This window comes from Chthonobacter rhizosphaerae, from assembly GCF_013839525.1.
Taxonomy (GTDB): Bacteria; Pseudomonadota; Alphaproteobacteria; order Rhizobiales; family Pleomorphomonadaceae; genus Chthonobacter; species Chthonobacter rhizosphaerae.
Genome location: NZ_JACDIS010000007.1, coordinates 138,791 through 161,092, shown reverse-complemented (window position 1 = coordinate 161,092; position 22,302 = coordinate 138,791). Strand labels below are relative to the sequence as shown.

The window sequence follows — 22,302 nt, the reverse complement described above, 5'->3', positions numbered from 1 at the left end:
TCAGGGCGTCGCGGCCGTCGGAGCCGCAGGAGCCTGGGCCGCGGTCGCCGGCGGGGGCGCCGCGGGCGCGGGAGCATCCGGAGCGGCCGCCGTGGACGCCGGCGGCGGGGCGCCCGGAGCGCCGACGTCCGGAGCGGTGGCTCCGGGGCCGGGCGCCGCCGGCGGCGCCGGGCGGACGGCGGTCTCGCCGGCGCCGTTGAAGTAGCGGAAGAAGTCGTTGTCCGGCGAGAGCACCATGGTGGTGCCGGTGTTCTCGCCCATCGCCTGACCGTAGGCCTGCATCGAGCGGTAGAACTCGAAGAAGCTCGGGTCCAGCGTGTAGGCCTCGGCGAAGATGCGGCTCCGCTCCGCGTCGCCCTCACCGCGCAGGATCTCCGCGTCGCGGGCCGCCTCGGCGACGAGCACCGTCGCCTGGCGGTCGGCCTCGGCGCGGATGCGCAGGGCTTCCTGCGTGCCCTGGGCGCGCAGTTCCGCCGCTTCCGCCAGACGCTCGGCGCGCATGCGCTCGAAAGTCTGCTGGCTGACCTCGGGGACGAGGTCGGTGCGCCGGATGCGAACGTCCACGATGTTCATGCCGAGACCCTCGGCCTCGGTGCGGACGAGGTCGCGCAGCTCCACCATCATCTCGGCGCGCTCGGAGGAGAGCGCCGCGTCGAAGCTGCGCAGGCCGTAGACCCGGCGGAGCGCCGCGTCGAGGCGGGTGCGCAGGCGCTCGGCCGCAAGGCTGAGATTGCCCGAGACCGACTCGCGGAAGCGCCGCGGATCGGTGATCCGGAAGGTGGAGAACACGTCCACCACGTAGCGCCGGCCGTCGTTGACCTGGACCACCTTGTCGCTGAGCTCGATGGCGAGCAGGCGCTTGTCGATGATCTGCACCGTGTCGACGGTGTTGGTCGGCACCTTGAAGTAGATGCCGGGCTCGGTGATCACCCGCTGAATCTCGCCGAAGCGCAGCTGGATGGCCTGTTCGCGCTCAGAGACGATGAAGGTGGAGGAATAGACGACGAGTAGGACGATGGCCGCCACGATGAGGCTGGCCGGGAACGCGATGGCGCGCATCACTGCGTCTCCCCCTGCTGGGTGGCGCGGCGCTGGATTTCAGGCAGCGGCAGGTAGGGCACGACCCCGTTTCCGCTCGACTGGTCCAGGATGACCTTGTTGGAGTTGGCGAGGACGCCCTCCATGGTCTCCAGGTAGAGGCGCTTGCGCGTGATCTCCGGAGCCTTGGCGTATTCCTCGTACACGTCGCGGAAGCGCTGGCTCTCACCGGTAGCCTCGGCGACGACGCGGTCGCGGTAGCCGAGCGCCGCCTCGCGGATCTGGGAGGACTCGCCTCGGGCGTCGCCGAGCCGCTTGTTGGAGTAGGCCTGTGCGTCCTGCTTGAACTTGTCCTGGTCCTGCTGGGCGCGCTGGACCTCCTCGAACGCGTCGATGACCTCGCGCGGCGGGTCGGCCCGCTCCAGGTTGACGGCCGTCACCGTGATGCCGGCGTCGTAGCTGTCGAGCGTGCCCTGGATGAGGTTGCGCACCGCCTGCTGGGCCGCCTCGCGGCCGCGGGTGCGGAACTCGTCGGCGCGGGTCCGGCCGACGTATTCGCGCATGGCGGATTCGGCCACGACGCGCACCACGTTCTGCTGGTCCGCCACGTTGAAGAGGAACTTCACCGGGTCGGAGATGCGCCAGAGGACGGAGAACTCCACGTCGACGAGGTTCTGGTCGCCCGACAGCATGATGGACGTGTCGTTGGCCGACCGGGCGACGGAGATGCCGATGTTCTCCTGGTTCTCCTTGAGCACCGCCGGCAGTTCGACGGACTCGACGGGCCAGAGATGGAAGTGGATGCCCGGGTCGTTGAGCTCGGGCTTGACCTCGCCGAAGCGAAGCTCGACGCCCACCTCGTCGGGCTGGACGACGTAGATGCTCTCGTAGAGCCAGAGGCCGACCAGGGCCGCGAGCACCAGGGGCACAGCGAGCCGGGAGCCGCCGCCGCCGGGGCCGCCGCCGCCACCGCCGGGCAGGACGCGCTTCAGCCGGTCCTGGCTGCGCCGGAGGAGCTCTTCGAGATCCGGCGGCGCGCCGCCGCCACCGCCGCCGCGGGGAGGCTGGCCCCATGGGCCGTTGCCGCCGCCTTTCCATCCGCCGCCGCCGCTCTGGTTGCTCCAAGGCATAGGGTCGTCTTCCTCTCCGGTCTCACCACCTGGACGATCCGGCGGCTTATACGAACTTGAGCGCGAGGCTGCAATTCGCCGGGCACCAGCCGTCAGTTGCCCAGGAGGTGGGATCTGGGCGCCCTCAAGTCAACGTGAGCGTCGCCGTTTTCAGGGCCGAGCGGACGCGATTCCGACCGATTGGTCAACGGGACGCACCTTGCGGCCGCGAACAGGCTCCGCTGATCATGAACGGACCCTCTCGTAGGTGACCCATCGGGCGTCCGCGTCGTCACGATCGGTTCGCGGCATCGGCTCGTCGTCCACCGGGCGCCAGAGCGCGGGATCGATGGTCGGGAAGGTGGTGTCGCCCTCGACCTCCACGTCCACGTGGGTGATCCGCAGCTGGTCCGCCCGGCCGATGGTCTCCGCGTAGATCTGGCCGCCGCCGCCGATGATCACCTCGTCCGCCGCGGTTTCGGCCGCGATGCGGCGCGCGGCCGCGATGGCGGCGTCGAGGTCCGGGAAGACGGACACGCCCTCGGTGGACGGATCGAGGCTGCGGCTGACGATGAGGTTCGGGCGCCCGGCCAGGGGCCTGCCGATCGCCTCCAGGGTCTTGCGCCCCATCACGACGGGCTTGCCCATGGTGATCCGGCGGAAGTGCCTGAGGTCGGAGGAAAGGCGCCAGGGCATGTCGCCCTCGCGGCCGATCACGCCGTTGCGCGCCACGGCGACCACGAGGGTAAGCGGGATGGCGGCGGGATCGGTCATGGGGCGCTCGCCGCCAGCCTGCGGAGCGCGTCGCCGGTGACGCGGCACGGCTCCCATCCGGTCATCAGTTCGGCGCCCTGGGCCTTGTAGAAGTCGATGGACGGCTGGTTCCAGTCGAGCACCTCCCACTCGAACCGGCCGAGGCCTTCGTCCACGCAGCGGCGGGCGAGAGTGGCGAGGAGCGCCTTGCCGATGCCGTGGCCGCGCATCTCCGGCTTGACGAACAGGTCCTCCAGGAAGAGGCCGTGCCGGCCAAGGAAGGTGGAGAAGGTATAGTACCAGAGCGCGAAGCCGGCCGGCTCTCCGTTCCACTCCGCGATCTCGCAGAACACCTTCGGGGCCGGCCCGAACAGGGCGGCGCGGATGTCCCGGTCGGTCGCCTTCACGTCGTCGAGGAGCTTCTCGTACTCGGCGAGGGCGCGGATGAAGGCAAGGACGAGCGGCGCGTCGTCAGGGCCGGCGGGGCGGATCGTGAGGGTCATGATGCTTTCGCGTGGAGGAGTGGCGCCCGCGGGGATCAGACCGCGAGGCGGATGATGATGCTGTCCGGGTGGTAGATGCCGTTGACCACGGACGCGCCCACCTTGATGGCGGCGATCCTGGCCGCAGAAACCGTGTCGGCGAGGCCGCGCAGGACGTCGTCCTTCGGGGCGACGTACTGGACATCGCCGAAGTCGATTCGCGTCGCCTTGCCCTCGGGGGTGGCGAGCACGCCGGAGACGGCCTTGTAGTAGCCGGTCCTCTCCTCCGCATGGGGCGGCGGGGCCAGCCAGAGGCGCCAGCTGTCGGTCTCCTCCCGGTAGACCCAGAGCGCCGCCTGGGGCGTCAGCCCGGCCTGGTCGAGCAGGCGGACGAGGTCCTGGGCGCCCGCCACGTTCGCCGGCTGGCGAGGGCTGCGGGACGAGCGGGAGGAGGCGCGGCGCGTGTTCATGACCCGGAGAGGTCGGACGAAACGTCCGCGCCGTCAAGGGCGAACGGGCCAGGTCCGTGCCTGTGAAGAGGGGCCCGAAGCGGGCGGAACACTTCGCCCGCCGGGCGGAGGGGCCTTCGTGCCCTGAGGGTGGCGATGGGATGGGAGCGTCGGGGGACTTTGGCGAGCACGGGGACGGGTGGAAGCCAGCCCCTTCCCCCCGCGGCCATTCCCGATGAGCGTTCAGGTGGATCAGGTCGAAGAGGCGGGGTCACGACCGGCCGGGTCTCGGACTGCGAGCGCCTCGGACGGGGTTCGGGCCCCGTGGCTCTATACTCGGCCTTAACTCGGTTAGGTAATTTTGCATTTGAGAACTGGCTTCGCAAAGGCCGGGCCTGTTTCGGCGCGAGGATGGCAATTCCATGCGGTTGATCGTCGGCACACTCGTCGTCTTCGCCTGCGTCTTCGGCGGCTATGCGGCGATGGGCGGCAAGCTCTACGTCCTTTGGCAGCCGTTCGAGTTCGTGATCATCCTCGGCGCGGCGATCGGCGCCTTCATCATCGGCAACACCGCGCCGGTCATCAAGGCGGTGCCGGCCATGTTCGGCACGCTGGTGAGGGGTCCCAAATACACGCAGGCGGCCTATGTCGAGCTGCTGGCGATGCAATACGCCATGTACAAGCTTGTGCAGCAGAAAGGTCTGCTCGAGATCGAGTCTCACCTTGAAGACCCGGGCAATTCGACGCTGTTCAACGCCTTCCCGACTTTTGCGGCGAACCATCACGCGGTCGAGTTCGTCTGCGACTACATGCGCATGGTGACGATGGGCGCCGACAACGTCCACGAGATCGACGCTCTCATGGACGAGGAACTGGAGACGCACCACCAGGAGCAGGAGCGCGTCGTCGCGGCCATGCAGTCGATCGCGGACGGAACGCCGGCGCTCGGAATCGTCGCCGCCGTGCTCGGCGTGATCAAGACCATGGGGTCGATCACCGAGCCGCCGGAGGTGCTCGGACACCTGATCGGCGGCGCGCTGGTCGGCACCTTCTTCGGCGTCTTCGTCGCCTATGGCTTCTTCGGACCCATGGCGCAGTCGCTCAAGAACATCTTCGAGGCGGAGTCCAAGTACTACCTGTCGCTCAAATCGGGCCTCCTGGCCCATATCGGCGGCCAGCCGCCGGTGATGGCGGTGGAGTTCGCCCGCAAGGCTCTGATGAGCGACGTCCGCCCGACCTTCAACGAAGTGGAAGCGGCGACCGCCAAGCTGCCCGCCACGACCTGACCCGATCTCCAGTAGGACCGCGATGGCCAAGCCCAAGTCGCCGATCATCATCAAGAAGGTCAAAAAGGCCGCTCACGCGCACCACGGCGGGGCCTGGAAGATCGCCTATGCGGACTTCGTGACCGCCATGATGGCGTTCTTCCTGCTGATGTGGCTGATCAGCATGACGACGCCGGAGCAGAAGGTCGGCCTGGCGGAGTATTTCGCGCCGGAGGCTGTGAGTCTCACCACCAGTGGCGCCGGCGGCGTCCTGAACGGCAATGCCATAGCCCAGTCCGGCAACCAATCGTCCGGCTCGCGACCCGATATGGTCCGGCGCGATCCTGCCGCGCCTCGCGACGCGGCGAACGGCACCGCCGGGAGGGAGGACGGAGGGCAGGACAGCGCCGGCGACAGCCAGGTCAACCGCCCGGCGGCCGACAAGCAGGCCTACCACAGCGCCGCGGTCAGCATCCGGCAGGCGCTGCAGGCGATGCCCGAGGTGACGCCCTACCTCAGCAACCTCATGATCGAGGCCACGGACGAGGGCCTCGACATCCTGATCGTGGACCAACACGGGCGGCGGATGTTCGCGGAAGGCTCGAAGGTCCCGATGGATCCGACGCGGGTCATGGTCGCGGCCATCGCGCCGATCCTGCAGAAGCTCAACGCGCAGGTGACGATCTCCGGCCATACGGCGGCCGGCGGGCGCTACGCCGACCGTGGCTACGGGCCGTGGGAGTTGAGCGCCGACCGGGCCAACGTGGTGCGCGCGCTCCTGAACGAGTCCGGGCTGTCCAACGACCACATCGATTCGGTGGTCGGCCTGGCGTCCACCGAGCCCTATTTCATCAACGATCCCTACATGTCCTCCAACGAGCGGGTGCGCGTGAGCGTCGTCTTCCCGCCGCCGCCGCTGCCTACGGAGTGGACCCCGTAGGACGGTTCGCGAGCCGAGCCAACCCGCCGACACGGATTCGTTCGATCGAGGCGACGGCGGCAGCCGTCGTCTTCGAAAATGTCGCGGGTCTAGGGGGAGCGCACGCCCGGAACCAGGGCCTAGACGGCCACGTCGGCCTTGATGGACGGGTGCGGGTCGTAGCCCTCGATGGTCGCGTGCTCGTAGCGGAAGTCGAGGGCCGAGCGGACCGACGGGTCGATCGTCAGGCGGGGGAGTGGGCGGAGGTCCCGGGAAAGCTGGAGTTCCGCCTGCTCCAGGTGGTTCAGGTAGAGATGCGCGTCGCCGAGGGTGTGGACGAAGTCGCCGGGCTTGAGGCCGGTCGCCTGGGCCATGACGGCCGTCAGGAGGGCATAGCTGGCGATGTTGAACGGCACGCCGAGGAAGACGTCGGCCGAGCGCTGGTAGAGCTGGCAGGAGAGCCGGCCGTCGGCCACGTAGAACTGGAACAGGGCATGGCAGGGCGGCAGCGCCATCTCGGGCACGTCGGCCGGGTTCCAGGCGGTGACCATCAGGCGGCGGGAGTTCGGGTTGCGGCGGATCTCCGCCTCCACCCATGCGATCTGGTCGATGGCGCCGCCGTCCTTGGTCGGCCAGGAGCGCCACTGCCGGCCGTAGACGGGGCCGAGGTCGCCGTTCTCGTCCGCCCACTCGTCCCAGATCGAGACGCCGTTGTCCTTCAGGTACCGGATGTTGGTGTCGCCGGCCAGGAACCAGACCAGTTCGTGGATGATGGACTTCAGGTGCAGCTTCTTGGTCGTCACCAGCGGAAAGCCGTCGGCGAGGTCGAATCGCATCTGGTGGCCGAACACCGACAGGGTGCCGGTGCCGGTGCGATCCGCCTTGCGGTGGCCTTCCGAGAGGATGCGGCGAAGGAGGTCGTGGTATTGCTGCATGCGGTCCGGCCCGGCTGGCGGCGGCCGACGAGGGCCGTCGTCTTCTTAGCGGTCTTCACCGGATGTTTGGACCAGCGGCGATGACGGGGCAACCGAATGAGGGAACAATCGGCGAGATATCCAGGTGTTTGTCGGGCCGATCAAGGGTCTTGGTACGCGGGCTTGGCAATTTAAGGAGCGCCCAGATGGCGAAGGCGAGCGGGACGGCGCCGGTGATCGAGACGGCGCGGCTCAGGCTGCGGCCTCACGCAGTGGCGGATTTCGACGCGATGCACCGGCTCTGGACCGATCCGGAGGTGGTGCGGTTCATCGGCGGGCGGCCGTCGACGAGCGAGGAGGTCTGGGGGCGGCTTCTGCGCTACGCCGGTCTGTGGCGGCTGCTCGGCTACGGTTATTGGGCCGTGGAGGAACGGCTGACGGGCGGGTTCGTCGGCGATGTCGGGCTGGCGGACTTTCGCCGCACGATCGAGCCGCCGCTCACCGGCGCGCCCGAAATCGGCTGGGTGATGGACCCGGCGGTGCACGGGCGCGGGTTCGCGACCGAGGCGGTGCGGGCGGTGCTCTCCTGGCGCGACAAGGCGCTGCCGCCGGGGCGGACCGTGTGCCTGATTGCGCCGGAGAACGGTCCATCGCTGAAGGTCGCGGCGAAGACCGGGTTCCGGCCGTTCGCCGAAACCCTGTACCACGGCGCGCCGACGACCCTCTTCAAGCGCTGAATCCGGCCGGTCAGCCCGCCGGCAGGGGCAGCACCTGGCCCGTGACGGCGCCGCCGTCGATGACGACTTCCGACCCGGCGGAGTGGCTCGCCTCGGTGAGCGGGCAGCGCGTCATGCGGGCGACCTTGGTCAGGGGAACGGGCTGCCGTCATCGGCCCTTCACAAGGCGGGTGGCGCGGCCTATATGTGTCGGTGCCGGGGCAACCCGGCTATGGCGATAAATTGGCTGCGCAATAAACCTATCGGACCCGGGGGCGGTACCCGGCGCCTCCACCCGAGACCACGGGGCGAAAGCCCTTCCGAGCCTGAAGGTTCGGCTGAGAAACGTGGTTTCCGGCGGGGGCGAAATAGGATCGACGAGGGTGTAAAGGCGGTTCTTTCGCTCGGCATTGTACCGCCGTTATCGGGCTAACCTTATAGTTGCGAATGACAACTATGCTCCGGTGGCCGTCGCCGCGTAATGCGGTGCTGGTACTGGGAATCAAGCCCTGAGGGGTAGCACTTTCAGGCGGGGTTCGGAGGCACCTGGCAACAGAAGCCTCCACTTCTCCCTTCCCTCCCGCGTTCCCTCGAAGCTCCCCCCTTGGCGCTCTCGCCCGACTTTTTGCGATCGTTTCGCCTCCAGGCGTTTTGACCGGCGGTCGCGGTCGGATAGACTTGCCGCCACTGATGATTCATGGCGCGTTCGCCCATGCCCGTCCGGCCGGCGCGCGACGACGCTCCGACCGATGGTGCCGCGGCGGGACGCGCACGGCCTGTCGATCGAAACCGCGACCTATTGCGTTGTCGTGGTCAGGGATGCGGCACGGCGAGCGAGGAACGATGGTTCAGGATCTCATCCGATACGACGTCCTGGCGCAGGAGGCCCTGCGCGGCGTCGTCCGCAAGGTGCTGATGGAGGTGGCGCGGGCCGGCCTTCCCGGCGACCACCACTTCTACATCGCCTTCGACACCAACGCGCCGGGCGTGCGCATCTCGTCGCGGCTGCGCGAGCGCTATCCGGAGGAGATGACCATCGTCCTCCAGCACCAGTTCTGGGACCTGCAGGTGACCGAGCACGCGTTCGAGGTGGGGCTCAGCTTCGCCGGCGTGCCGGAGCGTCTGCTGGTGCCCTTCTCGGCGTTGAAGGGCTTCTTCGACCCGTCGGTGGAGTTCGGGCTGCAGTTCAACGCCATGCACGAGGAGCCGGACGAGGCGGCCGACGTGAACGACGCGGCGGACCCGGCGGCGACGATCGCCCCGGTGGTTCCGGTGCCGCAGCCGCGCCAGCCGAGCGATCCGACCGCGCCGGCCTCCGGCGAGGCGCCGGCGGAGGACGACGGCAAGGCTCCGTCGGACAAGACGGCGGCCGTGGTCTCGCTCGACGCGTTCCGAAAAAAGCCCTGAGCGGAGACGCTGCCGGCTTCCTCGCCGTCGTCGGCCCGCCTATCTGATCCGGGGGGCAACCGGAGACGAGACGCCGTGACCGACACCACAGCCACCCGCGAGGAGAGCGACACCTTCGGGCCCATCGCCGTGCCGGCGGACCGGGCCTGGGGCGCGCAGACCCAGCGCTCCATCGAGAACTTCCCGATCGGCGGAGCCTCCGAGCGGATGCCGCCGCCGGTCGTCCACGCGCTCGCGACCGTGAAAGTGGCGGCCGCCCGGGTGAACCGGGACCTCGGCCTCCTGGAGCCGCGCCTCGCGGAGGCCATCGAGCGGGCGGGCCTGGCGGTGGCGGCCGGGCGGCACGACGAGGAGTTTCCGCTCGTGGTGTGGCAGACGGGCTCCGGCACCCAGTCGAACATGAACGTGAACGAGGTGATCGCCAACCTCGCCAACGAGAGCCTCGGGGGACAGCGCGGCGCCAAGAGCCCGGTGCACCCGAACGACCACGTGAACATGGGCCAGTCGTCCAACGACGTGTTCCCGACCGCCATGCACGTGGCGGTGGCCCGGGCGATCACCACGGACCTTCTGCCTGCCCTTCATCACTTGAAGTATGCGCTTGCCGACAAGGAGAGCGCCTTCGCGGACATCGTGAAGATCGGCCGGACCCATACCCAGGACGCGACGCCGCTGACGCTCGGCCAGGAGTTCTCCGGCTACCGGCACATGATCGCGCAGGGAATCCACCGGATGGAGATGGTACTGCCGGGGGTTCTGGAGCTCGCCCAGGGCGGGACGGCGGTGGGGACGGGCCTCAACGCCCATCCGGAGTTCGCGACCCGTGTGGCGGCGGCCCTCGCCGAACTGACCGGCATCCCGTTCGTGACGGCGCCGAACAAGTTCGAGGCGCTCGCCACCCACGACGCGCTGGTGTTCGCCCACGGCGCGCTTGAGACGGTGGCCATGTCGCTGCACAAGATCGCCAACGACATCCGGTTCCTCGGGTCGGGGCCGCGGTCCGGGCTCGGCGAACTGGTCCTGCCGGAGAACGAGCCGGGCTCGTCGATCATGCCGGGCAAGGTGAACCCCACCCAGGCCGAGGCCGTCACCATGGTGGCCGCCCGGGTGGCCGGCAACCAGACGACGGTGGCCTTCGCGGGCGCACAGGGGCATTTCGAACTCAACGTCTACAAGCCGGTGATCGCGGACGCGGTGCTGCAGTCGGTGCGCCTCATCGGCGACGCGGCGCGTTCGTTCGCGGACCGGTGCGTGGTGGGTCTGGAAGCGGACCGGGGGCGGATCGCGGACCTTGTCGGCCGGTCGCTGATGCTGGTGACGGCGCTCGCGCCGGTCATCGGCTACGACAAGGCGGCGACGATCGCCAAGACGGCGCACAAGAACGGCACCACGCTCAAGGAGGAGGCCGTGCGCCTCGGCTTCGTGAGCGAGGAGGACTTCGACCGCATCGTGCGGCCGGAAGCCATGGTGGGGCCGGGCGGGCCCGGTTGATCCCCGCCATCCGGCCGGCGGCCTTTCCAAGGCCGGGCTTCGGAGTATCATGAGACTTCACGCGTTTCGGGAGACCGCGGCCATGGGCGAGGTCGTCAACCTCAGACTGCACCGCAAGCGCAAGGAGCGAGAGGATCGGGAGCAGGCGGCTTCCGCCAACCGCGCCAAGTTCGGCCGCACCAAGGCGGAGAAGGAGGTCGAGCGCGCCGTGCTCGACCTCGACCGACGCAAGCTGGACGCTCACAAGCGGGAAACGGACCCCGCGGACCCGGCGTGACCGTGAAGCGGTCGGTGTCGCTGGCGGGCCATCGCACCTCGGTCGCCCTGGAGCCGGAGTTCTGGGCGGCCCTGGAGCGCATGGCGGCCGAGCGCGGCCAGTCGATCGCGGCCGTGGTGGCCGGCATCGACCGTACTCGCAAGACCAGGAACTTGGCGAGCGCCCTCCGGGTGGCGGTTCTGACCGATCTTCAGGAGAAGACCGGCCTTGGCAACACGCAGTCGGCGAGTTGAATGCAAGCTATGATATATTACGCATACAGTTTCTTATCGAGCACTCGGCGCGATAAATGTATGGTATTAAAGGAAAGTTCAATTCTCTGACAGCATAGTTTCGGCCAGTCCAATTTGCGCAAAGCGTGGCGGCCGATGTCGATCCGTATCAAGACCCTGATCACGACGTTCCTTTTCCTTGGCCCCATCCTGCTCCTGGCGGCTCTCTTCGCGATACAGAGCAACAAGGAGATTTCCTTCGCCCGCAAAGAGCTGGACGGGGTTCGGTATCTCTCTTCCGTGTGGCCGACGATGGTCGGGCTCGCGGATCCGGCTCGGACGAGCGACCAGATCCGCGCCGCCGCCGAATCGATCGAGGCGATCCGGCCGGAGATGGACACGGTGGTGGCGACTGGAACGGAGTCCGGCGCCTTCCTGGCCCAGGCCGGGTCGGTGACGGACGCCGGGCGCGACGCCGCGATCCATGCCGGGCTGGCGCTCGTCAACCGGATCGGGGACAAGTCCAACCTCATCCTCGATCCGGATCTCGACAGCTACTACGTGATGGACACGGTGGTGCTGAAGCTGCCGCAGGTCCTGGACATTGCGGTCGAACTGCGGGTCGCGCTGGCGGCGATCGCGGCCGGCGCGGCGAGCGAGGACGACCGGATCCGCGCGGCGGTGCTGGCCGACAGGCTGTCGGTCGCCGCGAACGCCACGAAGACGTCCATCGCGGCCGCCATCGACGCGAATGCGGACGGGTCCCTCGCCGCGGGCTATCCGGAGGAGATCGCCCGGTTCGACGCGGCGACGGCCGAGCTGCTGTCGGCGGCGCTGCGCATCTCCAGAGGCGCGGCGGGCGACATGGCGGCGGTCGACGGAGCGGTCGGCGCGGTGACAATGGCGGCGGACGAGCTCTGGCGGCACAGCGCGGCCGAACTGTCGCGGCTCCTGGAGGCGCGGATCGGCGGCTTCATGAACAGCTTCCTTCTCCTCGCCGGCATCGCCGCGGCGGTGACGGTCGCGGCGATGGCGATGTCGCTGGCGGTCGGCCAGTCGGTGGTGCGCTCCGTGCGGTCCGCCGTCTCCGCCATGCGGGCGGTGGCGGACGGAGACTATGCCTCGCCGATCGCCGGGGAAGGGAGCCGCAACGAGTTCGGCGAGATCGCCCGGATGGTGGCGCTGTTCCGGGACAACGCCATTGAGCGCGAACGGCTGGAGGCTCGCCAGTCGGACCTCAAGGCCGCCTCCGAGGCGGAGAAGCGGGCCATGATGGCGGCCCTGGCGACCGACTTCGAGCGCGCCGTGTCGTCGATCGTCCACGAGGTGGGCCGGAGCGCCACCACATTGCGCTCCACCGCCGAAACCATGTCCGGCACCGCCACGGAGACCCTGTCCCAGGCGGCCATCGTGGCCGCCGCCTCGGAAGAGGCGTCGGCGAGCGTCTCCACGGTGGCGAGCGCCACGGAGGAGCTGACCGCCTCGGTCCAGGAGATCCACCGGCAGGCGGACCTGTCGGCGAGGCGGTCGCAGGCGGCGGTGGTGGCGGCGGACGAGACCGTCGCGCGGGTGAAGGGGCTGCTCGACGCCTCGCAACGGGTGGGCGCGATCGTGGACCTCATCCGCGACATCGCCGAACAGACCAATCTCCTCGCGCTTAACGCCACCATCGAGGCGGCGCGCGCCGGAGACGCCGGCAAGGGCTTCGCGGTGGTGGCCACCGAGGTGAAGTCGCTCGCCACCCAGACCGCCAAGGCGACCACGGAGATCGGCGAGCAGATCGCCGGCATCCAGTCGGCCACCAGCGACTCGGCGGCGACCATCACGACGATCGCGGAGATCATCCGCGAGCTGAACGGCATCTCGGCGTCGATCTCCGCGGGCGTCAGCCAGCAGGCCCTGGCGACGCGCGAGATCGCGACGAGCATCACCAGCGCGTCCACCGGGGCGGGCGAGGTGACGGCCAACATCGACGGCGTGCGCAACTCCGCGGCGCGGTCGAACGCCACGGCCGCCCACCTGCTCTCCGCCGCCGACGGTCTGAACCGGCACGCGGACGACATGATGACCGAGGTGGACGGCTTCCTGGCCAAGCTGCGCGTCGCCTGACCGGCGGCGCGCGTCAGGCGGTGACGACCTCGTCGGCCGCATAGCCCTGGATGTAGAGGAGGGCGGTCAGGTCGCCGTGGTCGATCCGCACCCGCGCTTCCGCCGCCACGGCGGGCTTGGCCCGGTAGGCGACGCCAAGGCCGGCGGCCTTCACCATGGCGAGGTCGTTGGCGCCATCCCCGACGGCCAGCGTGTCGTCCGGCGCAAGGCCGTGGGCGGCGCGGAGCTCCAGGAGGGTGGCGAGCTTGGCCTCGCGGCCGAGGATCGGGTCTGCGACCGTGCCGTCGAGGAGGCCGTTCGCCACGGTGAGGGTGTTCGACCGGTCCTCGTGGAAGCCGATCCGCGCCCGAATCGGCCCGGTGAACAGGGTGAAGCCCCCCGAGACGAGCGCCGTGTAGGCGCCGTTCGCCCGCATGGTGCGCACGAGGGCGACCGCGCCGGGCGTGAGCGTGATGCGTTCGTCGAGAACCTCCGCGGCGACCGCCTGGGGCAGGCCCTTCAGGAGCGCGACCCGCTCGCGAAGGGCGGGCTCGAAGGCGATCTCGCCGCGCATGGCGCGCTCGGTGATCGCCGCCACATGGGCCTTGAGGCCGGCGAAATCGGCCAGTTCGTCGATGCATTCCTGGCCGATCATGGTGGAATCCATGTCGGCGAGGAGGAGGCGCTTGCGCCGGTTCGCCGCCGGCAGCACGGCCACGTCCACCGCCCGGCCCGCCACCGCGTCGCGCAGGCGCCGTTCGGCCTCGGCGGCGGTCAGGTCCGACGGGACCGGCCATTCCGCCGCCACGTCGTCGCAGAGGACGCGCGCGTCCGCGCCGCCGAGAGCCGCGCCGGCGGCGGCGAGAACCGCGCCTGTCACTTGCGGATCGGCCGGGGATGAGACAAGCGTGGCGATCAGGGACATGGGATCGGCGGCTCCGGACGAGATGGCACACGGCGGCGACAGAGGCGGAAAACCGCGCGCGGTGGTGATAGCCGGGCCGACCGCGAGCGGCAAGTCGGCTCTCGCCGTGGAGATCGCCCGCGCGCTCGGCGGCACGGTGGTGAACGCCGACAGCATGCAGGTCTATGCGGACCTCTCCATCCTGACCGCCCGGCCGACCGCAGAGGACATGGAGCGCGTCCCGCACCGGCTCTACGGGCACGTGCCGGCGCGGGAGCGCTACACGGTGGCGCGCTGGCTCGGCGACATGGCGACCGTTCTGGCCGAGCTTCGGGACGAGGGTCGGACCCCGGTGATCGTGGGCGGCGCGGGGCTCTACCTCACCGCGCTGACGCAAGGCTTCTCCGCCGTGCCGCCGGTGCCGCCGGCGGTGGAAGCGGCCTGGCGCGAGCGGGCCGGCTCGCTGACGGCGCCCGACCTCCATGGCCTGCTCGCCGACGTCGACCCGGTGATGGCCGAGCGCCTGCGGCCGAGCGATCCGCAGCGCATCCTCAGGGCGCTGATCGTGCGGGATGCGACCGGGCGGTCGCTTGCGGACTGGCAGGCGGAGCGGGACCCGCCGGTGCTGGCGCCGGACCGGGTGGCGAGGCTGGTGCTCGCGCCGGACCGGTCGCTCCTGCACCGGCGCATCGCCGACCGGTTCCGCGCCATGGCGGCGAACGGCGGGCTCGACGAGGCGCGGGCGCTGGCGGCCCTCGACCTCGACCCGGCGCTGCCGGCCATGAAGGCGATCGGCGTGCCGGAGATGATGGCGGCGGCGCTCGGGAAACGACCGGTCGACGAGGCGGTGGAGGCAGCGATCGTGGCGACCCGGCGCTATGCGCGGCGGCAGGAGACCTGGTTCCGGAACCAGTTCGCGCACTGGCGGACGGTGCCGGTGGGCGAAGACGGGGTCGCGATGCGGGCGGCGGAGCTCATGGAGGATCGCGGGACGCGGACGGACGGAGCGGATCCTGCCGGGTGAGGGTGGGGCGGAGGAGGCCGCATTTCACACCCGTCATCGCCATGGACAGGCGGGGGCTGGCCATGGGTCCGGCTGGACGCGGCCCGCCCCAAAACCAATCGACACGCGCGAGGGCTGCCTCCGGAATGTCCTTCTTTCGCCCTCCCGAGGCTGCGACCTCGCGTCATCGTCGCCACAATGGTTAACAAAACGCTTTTATAGATTGTGACATTCGCATACAAAGACATCGCGGGCGAGGCCACACTAACCCACTGACAACGTCCAGGGGGGGCGGAAGAGGTGCGCCGATGCAACGATATGTCGGGCTGGTCCTTGCGATCGGACTCATGCTGCTGGCCCAACCGGGCCGGTCCGAAGGTCTTGTGAAGGACGCTGCCGCGGTTGGGAACACCGCTGCGCGCGTGGCGGAACGATCCCTCGTCGCCTACGTCGTCCAGACCAAGTCGGTGCGGACCAATTGCTTCACCCCCGCGCTGCGAACGCTGCTGACGGACCTTCGGCGCAAGCTGGGGAATCGGCAGATTACCGTGACGTCCGGCTTCCGCGGCGCACAGCGGGCGCGGCGGGGCTCCTACCATCGGCGCTGCATGGCGGCGGACGTGCAGGTGGTGGGCGTGGCGCCGCGCAAGGTTGCGGCGGTTGCGCGCAGCATCCCGGGAATCGGAGGCGTCGGCACCTATTGCCATACCCGCTCCGTGCATGTGGACGTCGGCCCGCGCCGGGACTGGTCGTGGAGCTGCCGCAAGCGGCGCAGGTGAGGGCGGGCAGGGAAGCCGGAAACCGGCCGATCAGGCTTGAACGGGCCGACAGGGCGTCGCGGCGGGCGCAACAAGTCGAAACCCACGGGACGGGTCACCGCAACATTCGAAAAATAGGGGTTGACCTCGTCCCGCCTCCCGCATAGGGTCCGGCCAACTCGGAAGGAACGAAGACCGATGCGTCGGACCCTTATCGTACTTATGTCGCGCACCGTGGCGGGGGCTCCCTGAGGGAGAACCTCCGGACGACATGGTGCGCGAAAGCCAAGGCCCTCTCCGGGGCCTTTTTTATTTCCGGATACGCCTGACGACCTGACGCAGCGCCGAGCGCCGTCCAGGCCGGACACGTGACGAGACAGAGGTTGATGCTATGACACGGCAGATGACGGGCGCTGAGATGGTCATCCAGGCGTTCATTGACCAGGGCGTCGACACCATCTTCGGGTACCCCGGCGGCGCGGTGCTGCCGATCTACGACGAGATCTTCCAGCAGGACAAGATCAACCACATCCTCGTCCGCCACGAGCAGGGCGCCGGCCACGCGGCCGAGGGCTACGCCCGCTCCACCGGCAAGCCGGGCGTCGTGCTGGTCACGTCCGGCCCCGGCGCCACCAACATGGTGACGGCGCTGACGGACGCGCTGATGGACTCCATCCCGCTCGTCTGCATCACCGGCCAGGTGCCGACGCACCTGATCGGCACCGACGGCTTCCAGGAGTGCGACACGGTCGGCATCACCCGGCCCTGCACCAAGCACAACTGGCTGGTGCAGAAGATCGAGGACCTGCCGAAGATCCTGCACGAGGCCTTCCGGATCGCCACCACGGGCCGGCCGGGCCCGGTCGTCGTCGACATCCCGAAGAACATCCAGTTCCAGACGGGCACCTACGTCAACCACAAGGACCAGGCGCAGACCCAGTACAAGCCGCGGGTGAAGGGCGACGACACCGCCATCCGCGAGGCGGTTGCCCTGATGGCGGCGGCCAAGAAGCCGGTGCTCTACACCGGCGGCGGCGTGGTGAACGCCGGCCCGGCCGCGTCCAGGCTGCTGCGCGAGTTCGTCAAGCTGTCCGGCTTCCCGATCACCTCCACGCTGATGGGCCTCGGCGCCTATCCGGCGAGCGGGCCGAACTGGCTGGGCATGCTCGGGATGCACGGCACCTACGAGGCCAACCTCGCCATGCACGACTGCGACGTGATGGTGTGCATCGGCGCCCGCTTCGACGACCGCATCACCGGCCGCATCGACGCCTTCTCGCCCAACTCCAAGAAGATCCACATCGACATCGACCCGTCGTCGATCAACAAGAACGTGCGCGCGGACATTCCGATCGTCGGCGATGTGGCCTACGTGCTGGAGGACATGATCAAGGTCTGGAAGCAGACCCAGCCGGTGCAGGACAAGGCGGCGCTGAACGCCTGGTGGCAGCAGATCGCCGTCTGGAAGGCGAAGAAGTGCCTCGCCTACCGCAAGCATTCCGACGTGATCATGCCGCAGTACGCCATCGAGCGGCTGTACCAGCTGACCAAGGGCCACGATACCTACATCACGACGGAAGTCGGCCAGCACCAGATGTGGGCGGCCCAGTATTTCGGCTTCGAGGAGCCGAACCGCTGGATGACCTCCGGCGGCCTCGGCACCATGGGCTACGGCCTGCCGGCGGCGCTGGGCGTGCAGATCGCCCATCCGGACGCGCTCGTCATCGACATCGCGGGCGACGCCTCGGTGCAGATGAACATCCAGGAGATGGCGACGGCGATCCAGTACGAGGCGCCGATCAAGGTCTTCATCCTGAACAACCAGTACATGGGCATGGTGCGCCAGTGGCAGCAGCTGCTGCACGGCAACCGCCTGTCGCACAGCTACACCGAAGCCATGCCGGACTTCGTGAAGCTGGCCGAGGCCTACGGCGGGGTCGGCATCAAGGCCGAGCGGCCGGACGAGCTGGACGACGCGATCAACGAGATGATCGCGGTGAAGCGCCCGGTGATCTTCGACTGCCGCGTCGCCAACCTCGCCAACTGCTTCCCCATGATCCCGTCGGGCAAGGCGCACAACGAGATGCTGCTCGGGGATGCGTCCGACGACGAGATCGACACGGCGATCGGGGCGTCGGGGAAGATGCTGGTGTGAGGGGGGTGGTTCACCCCTCTCCCCGACCCTCCCCCACAAGGGGGGAGGGGGTGCGTGGCAGGGGGCTTTGAGGGCGCGCTCCATTCACCGCCGCGGGTCTCCCTCCCCCTCGTGGGGGAGGGTTGGGGAGAGGGGGCGCGCCGGATCAGCCGCTCTGTCGTTTCAGGACTTTTGGAGAGATCGGACAACCCATGATGATCGTCGCCGGACAATCCCAGTCCGCCTACTTCCTGGAGGAGACCTCCACCGTCGCGGAGACGCACACGCTCTCCGTGCTCGTGGACAACGAGCCGGGGGTGCTCGCCCGGGTGATCGGGCTGTTCTCTGGCCGCGGCTACAACATCGAGAGCCTCACGGTCTCGGAGGTGGAGCACGAGAAGCACCTGTCGCGGATCACCATCGTGACCACGGGCACGCCGCAGGTGATCACCCAGATCATGAACCAGCTCGGCCGGCTTGTGCCGGTGCACCGGGTGGTGAACCTGACGAAGTCGGGCGACAGCATCGAGCGCGAGCTGGCGCTGGTGAAGGTGGCCGGCAAGGGCGAGCACCGGGTGGAGGCGCTGCGGCTCGCCCAGGCGTTCGAGGCGAAGACCGTGGACGCCACGCTGGAGAGCTTCGTGTTCGAGCTGACCGGCACGCCGGCGGACATCGACCGGTTCGTCAACCTGATGACCGAGTGCGGCCTCGTGGAGGTAGCGCGCACGGGCCTCGCCGCGCTCGCGCGCGGCAAGACGGGCATGTGATCACCGCATTCGGCATGAGGCACTGAAGCAGGAAGCCCTCGTCATGGAACTGGAAGACTTTGAAACCATCCACCTCGCCCACGAACTCGCCCGCGAAAAGGGCTGGGAGCACGTGATCGAGACCATCCGCCGGGCGCTCCGGGAAGAGAACGGCATGGCGGCGGACGAGACGCTGCCGGTGGCCCGGGCGCCGGAGACGAGCGCGAGCTATGTGAGGTTCTGAGGGGGGTGGGGGCGCCTTGGTGCGAAGCGTGGGCGGTTCGGTAGGGCGGTTTGGCTTGAAGGTTGGGCGGTTCCCCCTCTCCCCAACCCTCCCCCTCAAGGGGGGAGGGGGCGCGTTGAGGAGGGGGAGAGGGTGGCGGACTTGCGTTCGGCCAAGGGGCGCTTTCGCTCCGTCCTGAAACGTCTCGCACCGGACCCTCGACGGGCCCTCTCCCCCCTTGAGGGGGAGAGTGGGAGAGAGGGGTGTCGGCGCCGACGCCATCAGTGGCGCGGTTAGGCGTCTCGCACCCGATCCTCGCCGGGCCCTCTCCCCCCTTGAGGGGGAGAGTGGGAGTGGGGGGCGGCTCCGACGCTGAAAGGAAAACCCCTCAGCCGATCGTTCCGATCTGCGCGTAGCCGCCGTGAAGCGAGGTGTGGCGGACCGTGCGGCCGGTGGCGAGCGTATGCATCCGCGCGGCCAGATCCACCCTCGGCGTGACGTGGAACAACGCGAGCCAGCCGTGGAGGAGGCGGCGGGGGAGGGCGCCGAGGTGGGCGGCGTCGCCGAAGTCGACGACGGCGAGGCGGCCGCCGGGGGCGGTGAGGCGGTCGGCCTCCTTGAGGGCCGCGACCCAGTCGGGAATCATCGAGACCGCGTAGGAGAAATAGACCCGGTCGAAGCGCGGGAGGCCGAAGGCCGACGCGGCGTCGAAGGCGGTGGCGTCGCCGGGGGAGAGGGTGATGCGGTGCGTGAGGCCGGCGGCGTCGATGGTGGCGCCGGCGGTGTGCAGCATCTCCGCCGAGATGTCGACGCCGAAGAGCCGGCAATCCGGGTAGCGCCGGGCGACGGCGACGAGGTTGCGGCCGGTGCCGCAGCCGAGTTCGAGCACGGTGCCACCGGGCGGGACGTCCAGCTCCGCGATCATGCGGTCGCGGCCGAGCAGGTAGGGCTTGCGGGTGATGTCGTAGATGTGCCGCGTGTAGCGGTACATCCTGTCCATCGCGGCGGCATGGTTGCCGGGGCGGCGGTCCACCGTGGCGGCGTGGCCGCTTGGGCGATCCATCGCGGCAGGATGGCCGCCGGGCGCGGGGGCGTCCGGCGTGGCGGGTCTGGAGGGCGCCGTGTCGGCCATGCCGGCTCAGCCTTTGTGGATCTTCAGGTGGAAGCCGCCGTAGATGGACGAGCGGTCCTTGGCGCTGAAGGCGGCGGACTCCTCGGCCGCGTAATGCCAGTGGCGGTTGATCTCATCGGGCAGGGTCGCGGCGATGTGGCTCTCCTCGCCGGCGGTGCGGAAGATGACGCGCGCGCCGGGGGCGGCGGTGCGGGTGATCTCCGTCCAGAGGGCGGTGAGCTGCTCGCGGTTCATCCAGTCCTGCGCGTCGAGGAGCACGTAGCCGTCGAGGGAGGCGTCCGGGCGGCCGGCGAGGTGGTCGGTCATGGACTGGTGCAGCACCTCCACCCGGCCGCTGTTGGCGCGCACGGTGTCGTAGTGCTCGCGGCGCAGATACGGCGGCACGGCGACCCGGTGCTGGCGGTCGTAGGAGCGGCCGAAGGCCTGCCAGGCGAAGTAGTTGTCCTCCATGGGGAAGTCGCAGGCGAGCCGCTCCAGCCGGCCCTTCAGGAGGCCCGCCACGTCGCCGCTGGCGGAGGCCTGCAGGTAGGCGTACTGGGCGGGCGGAATGCCAAGGCCGTAGAGCGACACCGGCATCCGGCAGAGCCAGCGGACGAGGCGGGCGTCGAACACCGGCGCGAGGGTCTCCTCGAAGATGCGGCGCTGGTCCTCCAGGCTCTTTGCGGTGAGCATGCGGCGCGGGTTCTGGCCGTAGGCGCGGGAGAGGAGGTGCACCGTGCCGATGAAGCGGCCGAGGAGGCCGAAGCGGTAGACGTTGCGGGCGAAGAGGTTGATCCGCCGGCCGCGAAGCGTGCGCCGGGCCTCCCAGTAGGCGCGGGTGGTCGGGTCCAGGTGGTCGCGCACATAGGCGTCGTAGAGGTGGGTGTTGGCCTTCTCGTCGGCGTGGCCGAAGAAGCGGAAGAAGACCTCGTAGGCCGGCAGGTGCTGGATGCAGGCGAGCTTCAGCTTGACGAGCGCCACGTGGGCCGGGTTGAGGTCGACGGCGGTGACCTCGGCCGGGTCGCGGGTGAGATAGCTCATCACGTTGCAGCCGCCCGACGCGATGGTGACGATCCGCGCGCCGGGGCCGAGAGCGAGGGCCGCCATGTCGACCTCCGGATCCTCCCAGATCTGCGGGTAGACGAGGCCGGAGAAGGCCATGGTGAACAGGCGTTCCAGCATGCCCTGGCGGGTCGTCATGCGGTTGTTGTGGACCGCGTTGTTGAGGATCCGGTTCGACATGTGCGCGCCACCCCCTTCTGGTCAGCCGGGATCCGGTTGGGGATCGCCGTCGATTCGACCCATCGTCGAAGTGGCGGACAAAAATCACAGGCAGGCGACAGTTTCGCGACGGCTGGGGAGGGCCGGGTTCGCCGACCGCCGTGCCGCATTGTGCGGGGGCGGATGCCGCGCTAGAGCAGTCTCCCGCATCCGGATCCCCTTGCCATGACGCCGATCACCAAGCTTTCCGTCAACGTCAACGCCATCGCCCAGCTCAGGAACCGACGCAACCTGCCGTGGCCGAGCGTCACCGGCCTCAGCCGGATCGCCCTGGAGGCGGGCGCCTACGGCATCACGGTGCATCCGCGCCCGGACGAGCGGCACATCCGCCGGACGGACGTGTTCGAGATCCGCGACATGCTCCGGGCGGACTGGGCGGGCAAGGAATTCAACATCGAGGGCTATCCGACCGAGGATTTCCTGGCGCTCTGCGAGGCGGCCCGGCCCGACCAGGTGACCCTCGTGCCGGACGAGCCGGGGCAGGCGACGTCCGACCACGGCTGGGACTGCGTGCGCCACCAGGACATGCTGCGCGCCGTGGTGGACCGGATGCAGGGGCAGGACATGCGCGTGTCGCTCTTCCTCGACGCGGACTGGACCCAGGTGGCCAGCGCCTCGCGCACGGGCGCCCGGCGGATCGAGATCTACACGGGGCCGTACGGGCATACGTTCGACCCGGTGGAGAAGGCCCGGCGGCTGGACGACATCGTGCTGACGGCGGAAGCCGCCGATGCCGCCGCCATGGGGGTGAACGCGGGGCACGACCTGACGCTGGACAACCTGCCGCCGCTGAAAGCCCGCGCGCCGCTGATCGCGGAGGTGTCGATCGGGCATGCGATCACGGCGGACGCGCTGGTCTACGGGATGGCGGAGACGATCCGGCGGTACCGGGCTGCGTGCGGGGATCCGGTGGGGTGAGGGGCGGGGGTGGGGCGAGGTGTGTGCCGCTCCGCCATGCACAACACCGTCATGGTTCCTGAAGGCGGACCAGCCACGCCTTCTACCCGGCCCACGACCTCAAA

General features: G+C 69.3%; 23 protein-coding genes and 1 other RNA gene. 15 read left to right on the top strand and 9 right to left on the bottom strand.

The features are described from left to right. From hflC to HND91_RS14460, 5 genes are all read right to left on the bottom strand, one after another. Window positions 1–1,059 carry a protease modulator HflC gene (gene hflC, locus HND91_RS14480; RefSeq protein ID WP_181707304.1) on the bottom strand — a complete coding sequence of 353 codons (1,059 nt, stop codon included), beginning with the start codon at window positions 1,057–1,059 and terminating at the stop codon, window positions 1–3. Beyond that, the gene (hflK, locus tag HND91_RS14475; protein WP_181707303.1) at window positions 1,059–2,168 is read right to left on the bottom strand and encodes an FtsH protease activity modulator HflK; all 1,110 of its coding nucleotides are present in this window, start codon (window positions 2,166–2,168) and stop codon (window positions 1,059–1,061) included. Before hflK ends, hflC begins: the two co-directional genes overlap by 1 nt. 225 nt (window positions 2,169–2,393) lie before the next feature. Further along, window positions 2,394–2,921, bottom strand: a complete 528-nt coding sequence (locus HND91_RS14470) for a dihydrofolate reductase (protein WP_181707302.1) — start codon at window positions 2,919–2,921, stop codon at window positions 2,394–2,396. Further along, window positions 2,918–3,403 (bottom strand): GNAT family N-acetyltransferase, encoded by a 486-nt coding sequence (locus HND91_RS14465; RefSeq protein ID WP_181707301.1) that lies wholly within the window; start codon window positions 3,401–3,403, stop codon window positions 2,918–2,920. The genes HND91_RS14470 and HND91_RS14465 overlap by 4 nt, the downstream gene beginning before the upstream one ends. 35 nt (window positions 3,404–3,438) lie before the next feature. Continuing rightward, window positions 3,439–3,852 (bottom strand): hypothetical protein, encoded by a 414-nt coding sequence (locus HND91_RS14460; RefSeq protein WP_181707300.1) that lies wholly within the window; start codon window positions 3,850–3,852, stop codon window positions 3,439–3,441. A gap of 401 nt (window positions 3,853–4,253) precedes the next feature. On the opposite strand from HND91_RS14460, the gene motA reads away from it, so the two are divergent. Continuing rightward, on the top strand, window positions 4,254–5,117 hold the full coding sequence (gene motA / locus HND91_RS14455; RefSeq protein ID WP_181707299.1) for a flagellar motor stator protein MotA: 864 nt from the start codon (window positions 4,254–4,256) through the stop codon (window positions 5,115–5,117). A 22-nt stretch (window positions 5,118–5,139) separates the two neighbouring features. Next, complete coding sequence (locus tag HND91_RS14450) at window positions 5,140–6,036, top strand: flagellar motor protein MotB (RefSeq protein WP_181707298.1); 897 nt, start codon at window positions 5,140–5,142, stop codon at window positions 6,034–6,036. A gap of 119 nt (window positions 6,037–6,155) precedes the next feature. On the opposite strand, the gene HND91_RS14445 is transcribed toward HND91_RS14450, so the two are convergent. Then, complete coding sequence (locus HND91_RS14445; protein ID WP_181707297.1) at window positions 6,156–6,950, bottom strand: thymidylate synthase; 795 nt, start codon at window positions 6,948–6,950, stop codon at window positions 6,156–6,158. A 185-nt stretch (window positions 6,951–7,135) separates the two neighbouring features. On the opposite strand from HND91_RS14445, the gene HND91_RS14440 reads away from it, so the two are divergent. The 7 genes from HND91_RS14440 to HND91_RS14410 all read left to right on the top strand — a co-directional run bounded on the left by HND91_RS14440 (window position 7,136) and on the right by HND91_RS14410 (window position 13,141). Then, entirely contained in the window at window positions 7,136–7,666 is a 531-nt protein-coding gene (locus HND91_RS14440) for a GNAT family N-acetyltransferase (RefSeq protein WP_181707296.1), read from the top strand. Between the two features lie 154 nt (window positions 7,667–7,820). Next, window positions 7,821–8,212: a transfer-messenger RNA gene (gene ssrA, locus HND91_RS14435) on the top strand. Window positions 8,213–8,488: 276 nt separating this feature from the next. Then, a complete protein-coding gene (locus tag HND91_RS14430; protein WP_181707295.1) occupies window positions 8,489–9,052 on the top strand; it encodes an SspB family protein in 564 nt (187 codons plus the stop codon). 75 nt (window positions 9,053–9,127) lie between these two features. Further along, complete coding sequence (gene fumC, locus HND91_RS14425) at window positions 9,128–10,543, top strand: class II fumarate hydratase (protein ID WP_181707294.1); 1,416 nt, start codon at window positions 9,128–9,130, stop codon at window positions 10,541–10,543. 82 nt (window positions 10,544–10,625) lie between these two features. Beyond that, window positions 10,626–10,820 carry a DUF4169 family protein gene (locus HND91_RS14420; protein WP_181707293.1) on the top strand — a complete coding sequence of 65 codons (195 nt, stop codon included), beginning with the start codon at window positions 10,626–10,628 and terminating at the stop codon, window positions 10,818–10,820. After that, entirely contained in the window at window positions 10,817–11,053 is a 237-nt protein-coding gene (locus HND91_RS14415; protein WP_181707292.1) for a ribbon-helix-helix domain-containing protein, read from the top strand. The genes HND91_RS14420 and HND91_RS14415 overlap by 4 nt, the downstream gene beginning before the upstream one ends. Before the next feature lie 135 nt (window positions 11,054–11,188). Continuing rightward, complete coding sequence (locus HND91_RS14410; protein WP_181707291.1) at window positions 11,189–13,141, top strand: methyl-accepting chemotaxis protein; 1,953 nt, start codon at window positions 11,189–11,191, stop codon at window positions 13,139–13,141. A 13-nt stretch (window positions 13,142–13,154) separates the two neighbouring features. Here the strand turns inward: HND91_RS14410 and serB are convergent, their stop codons facing one another. Further along, window positions 13,155–14,045, bottom strand: a complete 891-nt coding sequence (serB, locus tag HND91_RS14405; protein ID WP_181707290.1) for a phosphoserine phosphatase SerB — start codon at window positions 14,043–14,045, stop codon at window positions 13,155–13,157. Between serB and miaA the strand changes: the two genes are divergently transcribed. The 5 genes from miaA to HND91_RS14380 all read left to right on the top strand — a co-directional run bounded on the left by miaA (window position 14,029) and on the right by HND91_RS14380 (window position 18,909). Beyond that, window positions 14,029–15,048, top strand: coding sequence for a tRNA (adenosine(37)-N6)-dimethylallyltransferase MiaA (miaA, locus tag HND91_RS14400; RefSeq protein WP_343057345.1), 1,020 nt, complete (start codon window positions 14,029–14,031; stop codon window positions 15,046–15,048). The two genes, serB and miaA, sit on opposite strands and share 17 nt — an antisense overlap. A 287-nt stretch (window positions 15,049–15,335) precedes the next feature. Further along, on the top strand, window positions 15,336–15,806 hold the full coding sequence (locus HND91_RS14395; RefSeq protein WP_181707289.1) for a YcbK family protein: 471 nt from the start codon (window positions 15,336–15,338) through the stop codon (window positions 15,804–15,806). A gap of 370 nt (window positions 15,807–16,176) precedes the next feature. After that, entirely contained in the window at window positions 16,177–17,940 is a 1,764-nt protein-coding gene (locus HND91_RS14390) for an acetolactate synthase 3 large subunit (protein WP_181707288.1), read from the top strand. 194 nt (window positions 17,941–18,134) lie between these two features. Continuing rightward, complete coding sequence (gene ilvN, locus HND91_RS14385; protein ID WP_246329498.1) at window positions 18,135–18,686, top strand: acetolactate synthase small subunit; 552 nt, start codon at window positions 18,135–18,137, stop codon at window positions 18,684–18,686. Between the two features lie 43 nt (window positions 18,687–18,729). Further along, a complete protein-coding gene (locus tag HND91_RS14380; RefSeq protein WP_075218206.1) occupies window positions 18,730–18,909 on the top strand; it encodes a hypothetical protein in 180 nt (59 codons plus the stop codon). A gap of 367 nt (window positions 18,910–19,276) precedes the next feature. Here HND91_RS14380 and HND91_RS14375 read toward each other — a convergent pair whose 3' ends face one another. Further along, a complete protein-coding gene (locus tag HND91_RS14375) occupies window positions 19,277–19,951 on the bottom strand; it encodes a class I SAM-dependent methyltransferase (RefSeq protein ID WP_181707285.1) in 675 nt (224 codons plus the stop codon). A 75-nt stretch (window positions 19,952–20,026) separates the two neighbouring features. Further along, entirely contained in the window at window positions 20,027–21,241 is a 1,215-nt protein-coding gene (locus HND91_RS14370) for a BtaA family protein (protein WP_181707284.1), read from the bottom strand. A 204-nt stretch (window positions 21,242–21,445) separates the two neighbouring features. On the opposite strand from HND91_RS14370, the gene HND91_RS14365 reads away from it, so the two are divergent. Continuing rightward, window positions 21,446–22,198 (top strand): pyridoxine 5'-phosphate synthase, encoded by a 753-nt coding sequence (locus tag HND91_RS14365; protein WP_181707283.1) that lies wholly within the window; start codon window positions 21,446–21,448, stop codon window positions 22,196–22,198. Window positions 22,199–22,302 lie beyond the last annotated feature (104 nt).

What these genes read in the sequence shown, in the direction of transcription:
- hflC (WP_181707304.1), bottom strand. Translation starts at nt 1,059, where the DNA reads ATGCGCGCCATCGCGTTCCCGGCCAGCCTCATCGTGGCGGCCATCGTC.
- hflK (WP_181707303.1), bottom strand. Translation starts at nt 2,168, where the DNA reads ATGCCTTGGAGCAACCAGAGCGGCGGCGGCGGATGGAAAGGCGGCGGC.
- HND91_RS14470 (WP_181707302.1), bottom strand. Translation starts at nt 2,921, where the DNA reads ATGACCGATCCCGCCGCCATCCCGCTTACCCTCGTGGTCGCCGTGGCG.
- HND91_RS14465 (WP_181707301.1), bottom strand. Translation starts at nt 3,403, where the DNA reads ATGACCCTCACGATCCGCCCCGCCGGCCCTGACGACGCGCCGCTCGTC.
- HND91_RS14460 (WP_181707300.1), bottom strand. Translation starts at nt 3,852, where the DNA reads ATGAACACGCGCCGCGCCTCCTCCCGCTCGTCCCGCAGCCCTCGCCAG.
- motA (WP_181707299.1), top strand. Translation starts at nt 4,254, where the DNA reads ATGCGGTTGATCGTCGGCACACTCGTCGTCTTCGCCTGCGTCTTCGGC.
- HND91_RS14450 (WP_181707298.1), top strand. Translation starts at nt 5,140, where the DNA reads ATGGCCAAGCCCAAGTCGCCGATCATCATCAAGAAGGTCAAAAAGGCC.
- HND91_RS14445 (WP_181707297.1), bottom strand. Translation starts at nt 6,950, where the DNA reads ATGCAGCAATACCACGACCTCCTTCGCCGCATCCTCTCGGAAGGCCAC.
- HND91_RS14440 (WP_181707296.1), top strand. Translation starts at nt 7,136, where the DNA reads ATGGCGAAGGCGAGCGGGACGGCGCCGGTGATCGAGACGGCGCGGCTC.
- HND91_RS14430 (WP_181707295.1), top strand. Translation starts at nt 8,489, where the DNA reads ATGGTTCAGGATCTCATCCGATACGACGTCCTGGCGCAGGAGGCCCTG.
- HND91_RS14420 (WP_181707293.1), top strand. Translation starts at nt 10,626, where the DNA reads ATGGGCGAGGTCGTCAACCTCAGACTGCACCGCAAGCGCAAGGAGCGA.
- HND91_RS14410 (WP_181707291.1), top strand. Translation starts at nt 11,189, where the DNA reads ATGTCGATCCGTATCAAGACCCTGATCACGACGTTCCTTTTCCTTGGC.
- serB (WP_181707290.1), bottom strand. Translation starts at nt 14,045, where the DNA reads ATGTCCCTGATCGCCACGCTTGTCTCATCCCCGGCCGATCCGCAAGTG.
- HND91_RS14395 (WP_181707289.1), top strand. Translation starts at nt 15,336, where the DNA reads ATGCAACGATATGTCGGGCTGGTCCTTGCGATCGGACTCATGCTGCTG.
- HND91_RS14390 (WP_181707288.1), top strand. Translation starts at nt 16,177, where the DNA reads ATGACACGGCAGATGACGGGCGCTGAGATGGTCATCCAGGCGTTCATT.
- ilvN (WP_246329498.1), top strand. Translation starts at nt 18,135, where the DNA reads ATGATCGTCGCCGGACAATCCCAGTCCGCCTACTTCCTGGAGGAGACC.
- HND91_RS14380 (WP_075218206.1), top strand. Translation starts at nt 18,730, where the DNA reads ATGGAACTGGAAGACTTTGAAACCATCCACCTCGCCCACGAACTCGCC.
- HND91_RS14375 (WP_181707285.1), bottom strand. Translation starts at nt 19,951, where the DNA reads ATGGATCGCCCAAGCGGCCACGCCGCCACGGTGGACCGCCGCCCCGGC.
- HND91_RS14370 (WP_181707284.1), bottom strand. Translation starts at nt 21,241, where the DNA reads ATGTCGAACCGGATCCTCAACAACGCGGTCCACAACAACCGCATGACG.
- HND91_RS14365 (WP_181707283.1), top strand. Translation starts at nt 21,446, where the DNA reads ATGACGCCGATCACCAAGCTTTCCGTCAACGTCAACGCCATCGCCCAG.